General features: G+C 64.6%; 11 protein-coding genes and 1 tRNA gene. 7 read left to right on the top strand and 5 right to left on the bottom strand.

The window, feature by feature from the left end; genetic code table 11:
- Nucleotides 1-4: 4 nt before the first annotated feature.
- Nucleotides 5-1291, bottom strand: coding sequence for a serine--tRNA ligase (gene serS, locus JC616_RS16450; protein ID WP_107798636.1), 1287 nt, complete (start codon nt 1289-1291; stop codon nt 5-7).
- A 26-nt stretch (nt 1292-1317) separates the two neighbouring features.
- The gene (locus tag JC616_RS16445; protein ID WP_227104292.1) at nt 1318-2634 is read right to left on the bottom strand and encodes a replication-associated recombination protein A; all 1317 of its coding nucleotides are present in this window, start codon (nt 2632-2634) and stop codon (nt 1318-1320) included.
- A gap of 164 nt (nt 2635-2798) precedes the next feature.
- On the opposite strand from JC616_RS16445, the gene JC616_RS16440 reads away from it, so the two are divergent.
- From JC616_RS16440 to JC616_RS16425, 4 genes are all read left to right on the top strand, one after another.
- Entirely contained in the window at nt 2799-3329 is a 531-nt protein-coding gene (locus JC616_RS16440) for a GNAT family N-acetyltransferase (RefSeq protein ID WP_107798638.1), read from the top strand.
- A gap of 191 nt (nt 3330-3520) precedes the next feature.
- Nucleotides 3521-4153 (top strand): helix-turn-helix transcriptional regulator, encoded by a 633-nt coding sequence (locus tag JC616_RS16435; protein ID WP_227104290.1) that lies wholly within the window; start codon nt 3521-3523, stop codon nt 4151-4153.
- Between the two features lie 125 nt (nt 4154-4278).
- The gene (locus tag JC616_RS16430; protein WP_227104288.1) at nt 4279-5595 is read left to right on the top strand and encodes an amino acid permease; all 1317 of its coding nucleotides are present in this window, start codon (nt 4279-4281) and stop codon (nt 5593-5595) included.
- A 72-nt stretch (nt 5596-5667) separates the two neighbouring features.
- Nucleotides 5668-6984 carry an L-cysteine desulfidase family protein gene (locus JC616_RS16425; RefSeq protein ID WP_227104286.1) on the top strand — a complete coding sequence of 439 codons (1317 nt, stop codon included), beginning with the start codon at nt 5668-5670 and terminating at the stop codon, nt 6982-6984.
- A gap of 251 nt (nt 6985-7235) precedes the next feature.
- Here JC616_RS16425 and JC616_RS16420 read toward each other — a convergent pair.
- Nucleotides 7236-7320 (bottom strand) — tRNA-Leu (locus tag JC616_RS16420).
- Nucleotides 7321-7486: 166 nt separating this feature from the next.
- On the opposite strand from JC616_RS16420, the gene JC616_RS16415 reads away from it, so the two are divergent.
- The 3 genes from JC616_RS16415 to JC616_RS16405 all read left to right on the top strand — a co-directional run bounded on the left by JC616_RS16415 (nt 7487) and on the right by JC616_RS16405 (nt 11029).
- Nucleotides 7487-8176 carry a Bax inhibitor-1/YccA family protein gene (locus tag JC616_RS16415; protein WP_039753556.1) on the top strand — a complete coding sequence of 230 codons (690 nt, stop codon included), beginning with the start codon at nt 7487-7489 and terminating at the stop codon, nt 8174-8176.
- A gap of 589 nt (nt 8177-8765) precedes the next feature.
- The gene (locus JC616_RS16410; protein ID WP_227104284.1) at nt 8766-10556 is read left to right on the top strand and encodes a S8 family serine peptidase; all 1791 of its coding nucleotides are present in this window, start codon (nt 8766-8768) and stop codon (nt 10554-10556) included.
- Nucleotides 10557-10558: 2 nt separating this feature from the next.
- On the top strand, nt 10559-11029 hold the full coding sequence (locus tag JC616_RS16405; RefSeq protein ID WP_107800096.1) for a hypothetical protein: 471 nt from the start codon (nt 10559-10561) through the stop codon (nt 11027-11029).
- A gap of 48 nt (nt 11030-11077) precedes the next feature.
- On the opposite strand, the gene JC616_RS16400 is transcribed toward JC616_RS16405, so the two are convergent.
- A complete protein-coding gene (locus tag JC616_RS16400) occupies nt 11078-12562 on the bottom strand; it encodes a methyl-accepting chemotaxis protein (RefSeq protein ID WP_227104282.1) in 1485 nt (494 codons plus the stop codon).
- Between the two features lie 203 nt (nt 12563-12765).
- A complete protein-coding gene (gene pta / locus JC616_RS16395) occupies nt 12766-14859 on the bottom strand; it encodes a phosphate acetyltransferase (protein ID WP_107800094.1) in 2094 nt (697 codons plus the stop codon).
- Between the last annotated feature and the right edge of the window lie 317 nt (nt 14860-15176).

Here is a 15176-nt window from a genome sequence, read left to right as displayed (position 1 = left end):
GGGCTTAGCCGCCGATCTTGTCGCGGCCGCCGAAGTAAGGCCGCAGCACGGCCGGAATGGTCACGCTGCCGTCGGCGTTCTGGTAGTTTTCCAGCACCGCCACCAGGGTGCGGCCCACCGCCAGGCCGGAGCCGTTCAGCGTGTGCACCAGCTGGTTCTTGCCGTTTTCGTCCTTGTAGCGCGCCATCATGCGGCGCGACTGGAAGGCCTCGCAGTTGGAGCAGCTGGAGATTTCGCGATAGGTGTTCTGCGCTGGCAGCCAGACTTCCAGATCGTAAGTCTTGGCGGCGCCGAAGCCCATGTCGCCGGTGCACAGCGTGATCACGCGGTAGGGCAGTTCCAGCGCCTTGAGGATGTTCTCGGCGTGGCCGACCATGTCTTCCAGCGCGGCGTAGGAGTCTTCCGGCTTCTCGATGCGCACCATCTCCACCTTGTCGAACTGGTGCTGGCGGATCATGCCGCGGGTGTCGCGGCCGTAGCTGCCGGCTTCCGAACGGAAGCAGGGCGAGTGCGCGGTCAGTTTCAGCGGCAGCTCCTCGGCCTTGAGGATGCTGTTGCTGACGGTGTTGGTCAGGGTGATTTCCGAGGTGGAGATCAGGTACTGGTCCACATTGCCTTCTTCGCCGCCCTTGGTCACCTTGAACATGTCTTCGGCGAACTTGGGCAGTTGGCCGGTGCCCAGCAGCGCGCTGTCGTTGACGATGTAGGGGGTGTAGTGCTCGACGTAGCCGTGATCGCCGGTATGGGTGTTCAGCATGAACTGGGCGATGGCGCGGTGCAGCCGGGCGATGTCGCCCTTGAGCACGGTGAAGCGCGCGCCGGACAGCTTGGCGCCGGTGTCGAAATCCAGGCCCAGCGGCGCGCCCACGTCGACATGGTCTTTCACTTCGAAGTCGAACTGGCGCGGCGCGCCCACGCGGCGCACTTCCACATTGTCGTTTTCGTCCTTGCCCGCCGGCACCGATTCGTGCGGCAGGTTGGGGATGGACATCAGCCAGGCGTCCAGCTGTTTTTGCACCGCGTCGAAACCTTGTTCGGCGGCTTTCAATTCGTCGCCCAGCGTCGCCACTTCGGCCAGGATGGCTGACACGTCTTCGCCCTTGCCCTTGGCCACGCCGATCTGCTTGGAGGAGGCGTTGCGCTTGGCTTGCAGTTCCTGCATGCGGGTTTGCAGGGATTTGCGTTCGGACTCCAGCTGGTTGAAGGCTGCGGTGTCCAGGGTATAGCCGCGGCCGGCCAGACGGGCGGCGACGGCTTCGATGTCGTTGCGAAGCAGATTGATGTCGAGCATGGTTAGGTTGGTCCTGTTTCTTTCACTTATTCGGAGTCTTGCCGGGCGTCGTCGTCGAGCTGACGCAGGAAATCCAGCTTGTCCCTTATTTTGCTTTCCAGTCCGCGCGGAGTCGGCTGATACCAGCGCATGTCTTCCAATCCTTCCGGCAGATAGGTCTCGCCGGCGGCGTAGGCATGGGGTTCGTCATGGGCGTAACGGTATTCGTGGCCGTAGCCCAACTCCTTCATCAGCCGAGTGGGCGCATTGCGCAAGTGTACCGGCACCGGCCGGGATTTGTCCTGCTTGATGAAGGCGCGGGCCTCATTATACGCCTTGTAGCCGGCGTTGCTCTTGGCGGCCACGGCCAAATACAGCGCGGCTTGAGCCAGCGCAAGTTCGCCTTCCGGGCTGCCCAGGCGCTCGTAGGTGGCGGCGGCGTCGTTGGCGATCTGCATCGCGCGCGGATCGGCCAGGCCGATGTCCTCCCAGGCCATGCGCACCAGCCGGCGCGCCAGATAGCGCGCGTCGGCGCCGCCGTCCAGCATCCGCGTCAGCCAGTACAGCGCCGCGTCCGGATTGGAGCCGCGCACCGATTTGTGCAGCGCGGAGATCTGGTCGTAGAAATCGTCGCCGCCCTTGTCGAAGCGGCGCGCGTTGACGGTCAGCACCTCGGACAGGAAGTCACGGTCTATCTGGCCGGTCTTGCGCGCGTAGGCGGCGGTGCGGGTCTGTTCCAGCAGGTTGAGGAAGCGGCGGGCGTCGCCGTCGGCGTAGCCGGTCAGGGTGTCGATGGCGGCGTCGTCGAAGCTCAGCCCCTCCAGCGCGCCGTTGGCGGCGGCGCGTTCGAACAACTGGCGCAGCTCCTCCTCGTCCAGGCTGTTGAGCACATAGACCTGGGCGCGGGACAAGAGCGCGGAATTGACCTCGAAAGAGGGGTTTTCCGTCGTGGCGCCGATGAAGGTCAGCAGGCCGGATTCGACGAAGGGCAGGAAGGCGTCCTGCTGGCTCTTGTTGAAGCGGTGCACCTCGTCGACGAACAAGATGGTGTGGCGGCCGGAGCGCTGCAGCGCGGCGTGCGCGCGCTCCACCGCCTCGCGGATGTCCTTGACGCCGGAGAACACCGCCGACAGCGGGATGAATTCAGCGTCGAAGCTGGCGGCGAGTATGCGCGCCAGCGTGGTTTTGCCTACGCCGGGTGGGCCCCACAGAATCATCGAGTGCGGGGTGCTCGCTTCCACCGCCAGCCGCAGCGGCTTGCCGGGGCCGATCAGGTGCCGCTGGCCGATCACCTCGTCGAGGCGGCCGGGACGCAGCGCTTCAGCCAGCGGTTTTTTCGGTTCATTGGCAAACAGATCGTTCATGGCGGGGTTCTGCGGCGGGGAAAATCAAAGCGACAGTATATCAGTTGATCTGTCGGGCGCGGCTGTCGCGCGGATTTGTTGCGGCGCAAAAAATCTGGCGGGGACGGGGGATTGCTGGCAAATTGTTTCCATCGTCATGAGACGGGGAACAAAGGGGATAAACAATGCAAGCCATGGATACCGGCCGCCTGATTCTGCGGCCCTTCGACGAAAACGACCTGGACGCTTTTTACCGGCTCGGCACCGTGGCCGAGGCCATCCGCTATGTCGGCAATACGCCCTTCGGCTCGCGCGAACAGGCTTTGCAAGCGATGCGCGACGGCCCGCTGGCGGACTACGAAAAACACGGTTTCGGCCGAGTGGCCTGCGTGTGGAAGGACAGCGGCGAGGTGATCGGCTTCAGCGGTCTGAAATACATGGCGGCGGTGGACGCGGTGGAGCTGGGCTATCGCTTTCTGCCCGAGTACTGGGGCCTGGGCCTCGCCACCGAGTCCGGCCGCGCCTGTCTGCGTCTGGCGCGGGACGTCTACGCGCTGGATAGGCTGGTGGGCCTGGTGCACCCCGACAACGCCGGGTCCGCGCGCGTGCTGGGCAAACTGGGTTTCGCGGTGGAGGGGAGGGTGAGTTTGGACTTCATTCCGGACACGCCGGTGGAGGTGTTCGCCAGGCGCTTGCTGGCTGACGAGGCCTTGTGAAGCGAGCGCCCGAAGATCTGACCCGAATTCTGCAACCCGCCGCGCCGGCGGGTTTTTTCATTGGGCGCCGCCAGGGTGGAATCTGGCGGTTTTGCCGAATTTGACGCGCGTCAAATGCGCTCGTGGTTGCGCATGACATGGGTGAAATCTGATGCATAGAATCTCGCCGTGATAATTTTTTTGTCATCGCCATGAAACTGCATCTAGACGCCGAAGTGCTCGCCGACTTCGTATCCGCCCTGTTGGGGCCGGACAGCGAGGTGGCGGTGCACGATCTGTCCAATCCCAGCGCTTCGCTCAAAATCATCCGCAACGGGCATGTGTCCGGCCGCAGCGTCGGCGCGCCGGCCACCGATCTCGCCTTGAGCATGGCGCGGGAGTGTTCCGGCAAGGGCGGCGAGGATTACCGGCTGAACTACCGCAGCAAGACCCGGAGCGGCGTATCGCTGCGCTCGTCCACCCTGGTGATCAAGGACGAGGCCGGCCGCGCGCAGGCCATGCTCTGCGTCAACTCCGACGACAGCCGCTACAAGCGCGCGCTGGAGGCGGTGCAGGCGCTGCTGCCGGCGGAACTGTCTCACGATCCGCACCAGGAAACGCTGTCGCAGGGTATCGACGATGTGGGCGTGGGCATCATGCAAAGCGTGTTGGAGCAATACGCGATCGATCCGGCGCGCTTGTCCGGCGATGAAAAATTGGAGGCGATCCGGGAATTGAATCAGCGCGGCTTGTTTTCCGTCCGCGGATTCGTCGGCAAGGCCGCGCAGGCGCTGGAGATTTCCGAGCCCACGCTTTACCGCTATCTGAAGCAGTGTCGTGACTGAGGGCTTCTGATTCGCGTCCGTCGTCCCTTCCCGCGCTGTTGGCGCAGCGCGGCGGGGACATCCAAGCATCCGGTTGGCGCCGGAGCGCTTGGGACAGCAATGAAACCACTAAAGGATCAACGAGTATGGACATCACCCAGGTGGGCGTCAAGCCCAGGGCAAGCGCTGCCGAGCGCGCGGGAATGAGCGAGGCGGAGTGGCGGGAGGCGGTGCGTTTCGACGGCATCGACCGCGGTTGGGTCGTGATGAGCATAGGCATGGCGATAGGCGCCGGCATTGTGTTCCTGCCGGTGCAGGTGGGGCTGATGGGCTTGTGGGTTTTCCTGTTGTCGTCCGTCATCGGCTATCCGGCGATGTATCTGTTTCAGCGTCTGTTCATCAACACCCTGGCGGAGTCCCCCGAGTGCAAGGACTACCCTAGCGTGATCAGCGGCTACCTGGGCAAGAACTGGGGCATTTTGCTGGGCGCGTTGTACTTCATCATGTTGGTGATCTGGGTCTTTGTGTATTCGACCGCCATCACCAACGACAGCGCCTCCTTTCTGCACAGCTTCGGCGTCACCGAGACCTTGTTGTCCGCCAACCCCTTCTACGGACTGGGCCTGATCTGTCTCTTGGTGGCGCTGGCCTCCCGCGGCGAGCAACTGCTGTTCAAGATTTCCACCGGCATGGTGTTGACCAAGCTGGGCGTGGTGGCGGTGCTGGGCCTGGCCATGGTGTCGGAATGGAAGCTGGTCAATGTGGGCGCTTTTCCGTCCGTGGGCAGCCTGATCAAGGACGCCATCATCATGCTGCCGTTCACGCTGACCTCCATTCTGTTCATCCAGAGCCTGAGCCCGATGGTGATTTCCTACCGCGCGCGGGAAAAGTCGCGCAAGGTGGCGCAATACAAGGCGATGCGGGCGATGAACATCGCCTTTGGCATCCTCTTCGTCACCGTCTTTTTCTATGCGGTGTCCTTCACTCTGGCGATGGGGCATGAGCAGGCGGTCAAGGCCTCGCATGAAAACATCTCGGCCCTGGCCATGGTGGCCAGCAGCATGCCGGGCGATATGGTCAAGCTGTTCAGCCTGATCCTGAATATTTTCGCGGTGATGACCGCGTACTTCGGCGTTTATCTGGGCTTCCGCGAGGCCTGCCAGGGCCTGGCGATGAATCTGCTGCGCCGGGTGATGCCGGAGGAGCGCATCCGTCCGGATTGGGTGGCCAAGGGCATCATGGTGTTCACCGTTTTGCTGTCCTGGGGCGCCATCGTGCTGAACGCGCCGGTGCTGAGTTTCACCTCGATCTGCAGCCCGGTCTTCGGCCTGGTGGGCTGCTTGATCCCGGCCTACCTGGTCTACCAAGTGCCCTTCCTGCACAAATACAAGGGCGGCGCGCTCAAGATCATCATCGCCACCGGCCTGCTGCTGTGCGTGTCGCCCTTCCTGGCCTTCTCCTGAATTTCCGCCGCCGTTCCATTTTGCGGGCGGCGGCAAGACTTTGATTTAATTTGATTGGAAAGCGTAATCACCATGTGTACATCGACTCTCAACACTGATCTGTGGCCGAAGTTCGTCAAGGCGGCGCGCGCGGAAGTGGCGCCGGCGCTGGGTTGCACCGAGCCGATTTCATTGGCCTTGGCCTGTGCCATCGCCGCCAAGACGCTGGGCCGCGCGCCTGAGCGCATCGAGGCGCGGGTATCGCCCAATCTGATGAAGAACGGCATGGGCGTGACCGTGCCGGGCACCGGCGCCGTGGGCCTGCAGATCGCCGCCGCGGTGGGCGCGCTGGGCGGCGATCCGGACGGCAAGCTGGAAGTGCTCAAGGGTTTGAGCGGTGAAACGGTGGACGCGGCCAAGCGCATGCTCGCCGAGCATCGCGTGACGCTGAGCATCGCGGACGTGCCCAACATCCTCTATTCGGAAGCCCGGGTTTTCGCCGGCGAGGAGACGGCCCGCGTCTGCATCGCCGATTCGCACACCCATGTGGTGCTGATCGAACGCAATGGCGCGGCGTTGTTCCGCGCCCAAGCCGACGCCTTGGGCCAGGCCGGCGCCGCGTACGATTTTTCCGACGCGACGGCGCGGGATGTCTACGATTTCGCCACCCAGGCGCCGCTGGAGACCATGGACTTCATCCACGAGGCGGCCACCTTGAACGAGGCGCTGTCGCGGGCGGGCATGGGAGGGCAGTTCGGCCTGCATATCGGCGCGACCTTGCACAAGCAGGTGAGCGCCGGCTTGCTGTCGGATAATCTGCTGACCCGCATTCTCACCCGCACCACGGCGGCGTCCGACGCCCGTATGGGCGGCGCCACCCTGCCGGCGATGAGCAATTCCGGTTCCGGCAACCAGGGCATCGCCGCCACCATGCCGGTGGTGGTGGTGGCCGAGCACGTCGGCGCCGACCGGGAAACCCTGACGCGGGCGCTGATGCTGTCTCACTTGATGGCGATTTACATCCACGCCCGCTTGCCCAAGCTGTCCGCGCTGTGCGCGGTCACCACCGCGTCCATGGGCGCGGCGGCGGGCATGGCCCATCTGTTGGGCGGCGGCTACGCGGTGGCCGGCATGGCCATTTCGAGCATGATAGGCGACCTGGCCGGCATGATCTGCGACGGCGCGTCCAATAGCTGCGCGATGAAGGTGTCCACCTCGGCCGGCTCGGCCTACAAGGCGGTGTTGATGGCGCTGGACGGCGTGTGCGTGGCCGGCAGCGACGGCATCGTCGAGTGCGAACTGGACGCCTCCATCGCCAACCTGGGCAAGCTGGCCAGCCAGGGCATGGTGCAGACCGATGTGCAGATTCTGAAAATCATGATGGACAAGCAGGCGGCCGCCGCGAGCTGATGCGGCGGCGGGTTTGCGCGCGGCCGGCGTCCGGCTTGACGCCCTCGAAGCGTAACGGTTTCGGGGGCGTTTCTCATGGCGTGGCGTGTTTGCGTTTGCAGCGTCCAGCACGCGAATCGGGCAGGCGATGGCGCAAAACGACAGTGTCTTGCGGCGCGTGCGTGGTGATTCCGGACGCGGGAAATCGCCGCTGTGCGGGTTTTTAAGGGGAGGGCCGCGGCGCTGCGCCGCTAGGAGCTAAAACCAGGAGATGGTGCGAAAGGAGAGACTCGAACTCTCACGCCTTGCGGCGCTGGAACCTAAATCCAGTGCGTCTACCAATTCCGCCACTTTCGCTTTGATGCCGCTTGCAAATCCGGCCAGAAGCCCTAATTTGCAAGGGAGTGCAAGAATACCCGAAGCGCTTTCCCGGCGCAAGCCGGCCCGCCTGGAAACTTATTGCCACGGCGGCGGTCACTGTCGGTACAATTTGATAAAAATCCCTTTGGAGAAAGGCTTAATTATGCACCCGAACCTTGAGACGGCCTATCAGACGACCGGTATGGCCGAGGTACGCCATAAGGTTCTTCGCAATACTTATGGTTTGCTGGGCTTGTCGATGATCCCCACGGTGATGGGGGCCATCGTCGGCACCAATATGAATTTCGGCTTCCTGGCCGGCAGCCCCATCATCGGCATGCTGGCGATCCTGGCCGTGTTTTACGGCCTGGTGTTCGCCATCGAGAAAAACCGCTACAGCTCGGCCGGCGTGTTCCTGATGCTGGGCTTCACCTTCCTGATGGGCTTGCTGTTGGGGCCCTTGCTGCAACTGGCGTTCAAGTTTTCCAACGGCGGCCAGCTGATCATGACCGCGGGCGCGGCCACCGCGCTGGTGTTTTTCGTGATGGCGGGCATCGCCACCACCACCAAGCGCGATCTGAGCGGGCTGGGCAACTTCCTGACCGTGGGCGCCATCGTGCTGATGGTGGCGGTGGTGGCCAACATCTTCCTGCGCATGCCGGCCTTCCATCTGATGATCTCGGCGGCCTTCGCGCTGTTCAGCTCGCTGATGATTCTGTGGCAGGTCAAGGTGGTGGTGGACGGCGGCGAGGACAGCTATATTTCCGCCGCGCTGTCCATCTACATCAGCATCTACAATCTGTTCACCAGCTTGCTGCAACTGCTGCTGGCCTTCGCCGGCGAGCGCGACTAAAACCCGCGCCGGCATCGCCTTCCAATCAAAACGCCCCGTCCGGGGCGTTTTTTTGTTCCTTTTTTTTCCTTCCCTAGCGCTTCTGTCTGACAAATCCTGACGCCCGCCCACCGGTCCGGCGGCGCTTTCGGCTGGCCGCTCGGGGCGTGGCTGGCGGTGGCTTGTCTAGTCCTTTCCCTGCTAAGCGGTTGATTTTGACAAGATTTTTCGGGCTTTGTTGCTTCGTGTTGTCATATTTGCGAATGGGAATTATTGCATTTTGTATTATGAAGTTTTTATATACGATAAAAATAAATAGGACTTTGGCATTTTTGGTTTTGATGATTCACTGCTTAGGCAGGCGCCGCTTGGGCCGGCTGAACGCGGCGACGGACGCCGCCTCGGCGGCCCGGCGCGAGCGCCGACGCAGGTTCGCCGCATGGCGCCCGGAGCAGGGCGGCTAGTGTTCCGGGTTTGGGCGCCGGCGAAGAACCGAGGATTTCACCGCCGCTGGCAGGCGGCGGCGAATGGCCGGGAGCGATGGGGTGGCAGCCCCGGACTCACGGCGGTTGTTCCCTATCGACAGCAGTTTCGACACTTAGGAGATGCAATGCGTATCCATATCACGGTGGGCGCGGTTTCGCTGGCCCTGGCGTCCCTGGCCGGTCAGGCCGCAACGCCCTTGCAAGCGGGAGATCCGCTGGTGTCCCAGCAATGGTTCCTGCAAAACACGGGGCAGAACGCGTTCTCGCAGCGCGGCGGCGTGGCCGGCATCGATCTGAACCTGGCGCTTAGCCATTCGCGCAGCATCCAGGGCCGCGGCGTGACGGTGACCGTCATCGACGACGGCTTGGAAATCCGCCATCCGGACCTGGCGGGCAATGTGGTGCCCGGTTCCAAGAACCTGGCCAACAATAGCGACGACCCGACCCCCAGCTCGGCCACCGACAGCCACGGCACGGCCGTGGCCGGCATCGCCGCCGCGGTGGGTTTCAACAATCTGGGCGGCCGCGGCGTGGCGCCAGCGGCCAGCCTGAACGGCTTCAACTGGCTGAAGGCGCAAACCACCGCCGGTTGGATGTTGTCTCATGGCAAGTCGCCGAGCGACAGCGCCGGCCAGTCGTCCACCCTCTCCCGCGTGTTCAACCAGAGCTACGGCAGCTCGGCGATCCGCTCGATCCCGGGCAATCCGGACACCGATATGACGCTGCGGGTGCGCGACGAAGCGCACGAGGACGTCAGCCTGCGCAGCAACGGCGGCAAGGGCGCGGTCTTCGTCAAGTCGGCGGGCAACGCCTACGTCAGCTTCCAGTCCGGCTCTGACGACGACGGCAAGCCCACTTATGTCTTGGCCAAGGCCGGCAACGACGGCCTGCCGATCCAGGACTCCAACCTGACCACCGACAACAGCAATTACTGGAACGTGGTGGTGTCGGCCTTGAACGCCGACGGCGTGCGCTCGTCCTACTCCTCGGTGGGCGCCAACGTGCTCTTGACCTCGCCGGGCGGCGAGTACGGCACCGCCAGCCCGGCGATGGTGACCACCGATCTGGTGGGTTGCGACCGCGGCTCCAACTCCACGCTGCGTCCGTCCACCAATCAGTTGCACGGCGGCACTGCGCTGGACCCGAATTGCGATTACCGCGGCACCATGAACGGCACTTCCGCCGCGGCGCCGGCCGCCTCCGGTTCGTTTGCGGTGTTGATGTCGGCGTATCCCAATCTGAGCGCGCGCGATGTGCGCGATCTGCTGATCAAATCGGCGCGCAAAGTGGACGCCAATCATGCCGGCGTGACTCTGGCGTTCAAGGACGCCAAGGGCGGCGCGCACAGCTACCAGGCTTTGCCGGGATGGCAGAACAACGCCGCCGGCCTTGCTTTCCACCCGTTCTACGGCTTCGGCCTGATCGATGTGGACAAGGCGGTGGAACTGGGTCGCAATCACAAGCCGCTGACGGCGCTGGAGAAGACGCGCTGGCAGACGGTGTCGGTGATGAAGGCGATTCCGGACGCCAGCGAAGCCGGCCTGGACAGCGCGTACACCCATGCCGAGGATTTGACGGTGGAAGCGGTGCAGGTGCTGGTGGACGCGAAACACGGCCGCGCCAACGACCTGGCGGTGGAGCTGATCTCGCCGGCCGGCACCCGCTCGGTATTGCTGTCGCCGCGCACCGGCCTGGTGAATGAGAGCTACGGCCTGAACCAGCAGCGCCTGTTGTCCAACCACTTCTACGGCGAATCGGCGCGCGGCCAATGGCGGCTGCGCGTGATCGACACCAACGGCGCCGAGTACTATTACGACTACCGCGACGCTCAGGGTCAGCGCACGCTGAGCCTGCCCAACGCCGCCGGCACCCTGCGGTCTTGGTCCATCCGCTTCATCGGCCACAAAGGAGCATAACGATGAAACATTCCCTGATTCTGGCCGGCCTGCTGGCCCTGGCCGCCGGCGCCCAAGCCGCCGACGTTCCGTCCTTCAAGCAGAAGCCGGGCGGTCAGCCGCTGGTGATCAACGGCAAGACTTATTACAAACAAGCGGCGCCGGCCGGCAAGCTGCCGCTGGGCGTCAGCGCCCGCTCGGCGGCGAGCGAAGGCGGCGCGACGCTGAAGCGCGGCGACGTGCTGCGTTCCGAAGGCGAACTGGCGCCGTCCAAGGTCAGCGGCGTGGTGATGGTGAAGCTGGCTTCGCCGCGCGACGAGGCCGCGCTGGCGCGCGATCACAGCCTGAGCGTGCGCTACCGCACCCAGAGCGTGGTGGTGTTCGACGCGCCGGCCCAGGCCGAGCTGCTGTCCTTGCAGCAGCGTCTGGCCGCGGACAAGCGGGTCAAGCAGGTGCAGTTGGAGGTGTTCAGCAATAGCGAGTTGCCGCAGTAAGGGCGTTCGCCAGTCCAAAGGACGACGCCGGCCCAGGGCCGGCGTTTTTCATGCCTCGGCGGTGTGCGGCTGCAGGTGGCGGGTGTTTTGGCCCAGTTCCACCAGCAAGCGATCCAGCCGCGCGATGGCGTCGGCGATGGCCTGGGTTTCGCCGGACAGGCTGCGCGTGGATTCGCCCACCGCGGTGATGTCGTGGGCGAACTGGGCGAAACCCTGGTTCTGATTGGCTTCCGCTTGAGACATCTGGCTGAGCAGGCTGGCCAGCTCGCCGGTTTCGCGGATGATGCCGGATAGTTTTTGCTGGGCGTCCACCGAGTGGTCGCGGCCGGTCCGCATCTGCTGATTGCCGTCCCGCATCGCCACCAGCGCCTGATTGGTGCCGTCGACGATCAGCCGGATCTTCTGCTCAATGTCCAAGGTGGCGTTCTGGGTGCGCTCGGCCAGCTTGCGCACCTCGTCGGCCACTACGGCGAAGCCGCGGCCCAGCTCGCCGGCGCGCGCCGCCTCGATGGCGGCGTTGAGCGCCAGCAGATTGGTCTGGTCGGCGATGTCGCGGATCAGCTGCACGATGCCGCTGACCTCGGCGCTGCGTTCGCCCAATTGTTCCAGCCGGCCGGAGGCCAGCGCAATCACCTCGCCGGCCTTGCTCAACTGGCGCACCGCCTGGTCCATCGCCTCGCCGCCGCCCAAGGCCGCCTGGCCCGCGGTGTGCGCCAGCTGGGTGGCGGTCACCGATTGCTCGGCGTTCTGGCTGGTGACCACCGCCATCTGCTGGGCGATCACCACCATGTCCTCGGAGCGTTCGCGCTGGCTGGCCATGGTGTCGGCCATATTGCCGGTGCTGCCGGCGATGTCCCGGCTGGCGCTGGAGGCGGCCTGGATGGACTGGGTCAGCTGGGCCATCAGCTGCCGCATCGCCTGTTGCGCCTGTTCGGCCTCGCGCCGCGCGCTTTCCAGTTTCTCGAAGCTTTTGACCTTGGCCTTGTCGAAAGCCAGCGCCAGGGCCAGCACCACCAGGGACAGGCCGGCCAGAGACTTGGCTTGCAGCTTGGGGATTTCCGCGTGGGGAATCGGGTTGGCCGGCAGCAGGCCGCGGGCGCTCAGCCACAGAAAGAGGCTGATGGCGGCCGCGGTCAGCGCCAGCCAGACCATGCCGGAGACGCGGGTGGCGACGAAGACGGCGGTGAAGGGAATGGCGGCGAACCAGACAATGCTGGTGGATTGGATGCCGCCGTTGACGTAGACCATCCAGCACACCATCGCGTACATGCAGCTGGTGATGAATTCCGCGCTGAAGCGCACCGCGCCGCTGAGCTTGAGCAGCAGCGGCCCCAGCAGCAGGCCCAGGCCGCCTAGCGCGATGCCGGCGGCCATCGCGCGGTGGCCCAGTTGCAGGTATTCGACGGCGAACAGCGGCGCCACCAGGCCGGCCAGCAGGCCGACGCCGACGACGGTGCGGCCGCGGATCGCCTGTTCCGGGGATAGGCGGACGCGGTCCGGGATGAACCATTCGGTGATGGTTTGAATCGACATGGAGTGCCCCTCTGATGCGTTGTAGACGCGGCTGCGGACGCAGCTTGTTGTTGTGCGGCTCTTATGGCGCTCCAATGTAAAACAATTGTTTGAATTAACGCAATGGCATGACCGGACAGGGCGGCGAAGGGGAGGGGCGCTGTTGCGCGGAACGGCGAAACCGCCTGCCGGGCGGCAGGCGGTTGGGGGAGGGCGGCTTCAGTTCAAGCGGACTCGCCTTGCTCCGCCTGCAGCGCGGTCAGCGCGATGGTGTAGACGATGTCGTCCACCAGCGCGCCGCGCGACAGATCGTTGACCGGCTTGCGCAGGCCTTGCAGCATCGGGCCCACCGACACCACGTTGGCCGAGCGCTGCACCGCCTTATAGGTGGTGTTGCCGGTGTTGAGGTCCGGGAACACGAAGACGGTGGCGCGGCCGGCCACCGCGCTGTCCGGCGCCTTCTGGCGGCCCACCGATTCCACGCTGGCGGCGTCGTACTGCATCGGGCCGTCTATCAGCAGGTCCGGCCGCTTTTCCTTGGCGATGCGGGTGGCTTCGCGCACTTTTTCCACGTCCGAGCCGCTGCCGGAGGAACCGGTGGAGTAGGAGATCATCGCCACTCGCGGCGGAATGCCGAAGGCGGCGGCGGAGTCCGCCGACTGGATGGCGATGTCGGCCAATTGCTCGGCGTCCGGGTCCGGGTTCACCGCGCAGTCGCCGTAAACCAGCACCTGCTCCGGCATCAGCATGAAGAACACGCTGGAGACGATGCGGGCCCCCGGCGCGGTCTTGATTAGCTGCAGGGCCGGGCGGATGGTGTTGGCGGTGGTGTGCACCGCGCCGGACACCAGGCCGTCCACTTCGTCCAGCGCCAGCATCATGGTGCCCATCACCACATTGTCTTCCAGTTGTTGCTCGGCCATCGGCGCGTTCAGGCCCTTGCTCTTGCGCAGCTCCACCATCGGCGGCACGTAACGGCCGCGCACCTCGTTGGGGTCGATGATTTCCACCGATTCCGGCAGGGCCACGCCCTGGGCTTCCGCCACTTGCAGGATTTCGGCGCGCTGGCCGATCAGCACGCAGCGGGCGATGCCCTTCTCGTGGCAGATGGCGGCGGCCTGGATGGTGCGCGGTTCGTTGCCTTCCGGCAGCACGATGCGCTTATTGGCCTTGCGCGCCTTTTCCATCAGCTGATAGCGGAAGGCCGGCGGCGGCAGGCGCAGTTCCTGCGGCGCGCCGATGTATTGCTTCAGCGGCGCCACGTTCAGGTGTTCGGCGACGAATTCGATCACGCGCTCCATGCGCTCGCGGTCGTCGGACGGCACTTGCAAGCTCATATTGTTGAGCGCGCTGCTGGTGTCGAAGGTATTGGATTCGCTGGCCATCACCGGCATGCCGCCGGTGAAGGCTTGCTGGCACAGCAGCATGATGCGCGGGTCCGGCATCGAGTCGCAGGTCAGCAGCAGGCCGGCCAGCGGCACCCCGTTCATCGCCGCCATCGCGGTGGCCAGCACGATGTCCTCGCGGTCGCCCGGGGTGATGATCAGCGCGCCGGGCTTGAGCAGGTGCACGATATTGGGCACGGTGCGGGCGGTCACCACCATGGTGCGCACGCGCCGGCTGGTCAGTTGGCCGGCGTGCAGCAGCCGCGCCTTCAGATGATTGGCTACGTCCAGCGTGCGCGGCGCCAGCAACTCGGGTTCGTGCGGGATGGCGCCCAGCAGCGGCAGTCTGACCTTCTTCATCAGGCTGCCGCTTTCCAGCACCTCGGTGGCGATGTCCTGGGCGTTCTGATCCTTGGGCACCCGGTTGAGGATGTAGCCGGCGACTTGTCCGCCCTGACCGCCGCCAAAGGCCTGGATGCTCATTTCCAGTTGCTCGGCGATCTCATGGCTGGCCAGGTTGTCGGCGGCGCTGACCAGGATGGTCTGCGCCTGCAGATTGCGGGCGATCTTGGTGTTGAGGAAGGTGGAGAACACCTGCTTCTGGTCCGGCACAAGGCCTTCCACCAGCACCACGTCCACCTGATGGGCCGCCTGCTGATACAGGCTGACCACTTCCTCCATCAACTGATCCACCTGGCCCTTGGACAGCAGGTGTTCCACCCGCTCCATCGGAATCGGCTCCGGCGGATTGAGCCGGCAGATGGCGCGCGCGAAGTGGGTGGAGCGCTCCGGCTCCTTGGGGTCCGCGCCCTGGGCGATGGGCTTGACGAAGCCGACGCGCAGGCCGGCCTGTTCCAGGCTGTGGATGGCGCCCAGCGCCACCGAGGTCAGGCCGGCGTTGAAGCCGATGGGTGCGAGGAAAAAGGTTTGCATGGTTTCAGAGACTTTCCTGTGACGCGCGGCGGGAATGGGCGCGAATGGCGGTCCGGCACCGACCGAACGGTGTCGCAGGCTGCAGGCGCTTGGCGCGATGAGTCGTTAAATTCAGCATTTCGGCAAAAATCAGCGGTTTTGTCGCCATTGGACCCGAGCTCGCGGCCGCGGCGGCGAGCATGGATTCCCGCTGCGTCGGACGCGGCTTTCAATCGGTATAGCATTGCCGGAAGCCGGCGTCAGCGCCGCGGGGTCTCCGGCGAAAAGCATGGCTGCGCCTGCTTTTACGCGGCAGGCATTGTAACTGGCGGCATATC

Origin of the sequence: Chromobacterium rhizoryzae, from assembly GCF_020544465.1 — a bacterium.
Classification (GTDB): domain Bacteria; phylum Pseudomonadota; class Gammaproteobacteria; order Burkholderiales; family Chromobacteriaceae; genus Chromobacterium.
This window is presented reverse-complemented; position numbering and strand designations above follow the sequence as displayed.

Coding starts and splice junctions, on each gene's coding strand:
- JC616_RS16415 (WP_039753556.1), top strand. CDS start 7,487: ATGCACCCGAACCTTGAGACGGCCTATCAGACGACCGGTATGGCCGAG.
- JC616_RS16400 (WP_227104282.1), bottom strand. CDS start 12,562: ATGTCGATTCAAACCATCACCGAATGGTTCATCCCGGACCGCGTCCGC.
- JC616_RS16430 (WP_227104288.1), top strand. CDS start 4,279: ATGGACATCACCCAGGTGGGCGTCAAGCCCAGGGCAAGCGCTGCCGAG.
- serS (WP_107798636.1), bottom strand. CDS start 1,291: ATGCTCGACATCAATCTGCTTCGCAACGACATCGAAGCCGTCGCCGCC.
- JC616_RS16440 (WP_107798638.1), top strand. CDS start 2,799: ATGCAAGCCATGGATACCGGCCGCCTGATTCTGCGGCCCTTCGACGAA.
- JC616_RS16405 (WP_107800096.1), top strand. CDS start 10,559: ATGAAACATTCCCTGATTCTGGCCGGCCTGCTGGCCCTGGCCGCCGGC.
- JC616_RS16435 (WP_227104290.1), top strand. CDS start 3,521: ATGAAACTGCATCTAGACGCCGAAGTGCTCGCCGACTTCGTATCCGCC.
- pta (WP_107800094.1), bottom strand. CDS start 14,859: ATGCAAACCTTTTTCCTCGCACCCATCGGCTTCAACGCCGGCCTGACC.
- JC616_RS16425 (WP_227104286.1), top strand. CDS start 5,668: ATGTGTACATCGACTCTCAACACTGATCTGTGGCCGAAGTTCGTCAAG.
- JC616_RS16445 (WP_227104292.1), bottom strand. CDS start 2,634: ATGAACGATCTGTTTGCCAATGAACCGAAAAAACCGCTGGCTGAAGCG.
- JC616_RS16410 (WP_227104284.1), top strand. CDS start 8,766: ATGCGTATCCATATCACGGTGGGCGCGGTTTCGCTGGCCCTGGCGTCC.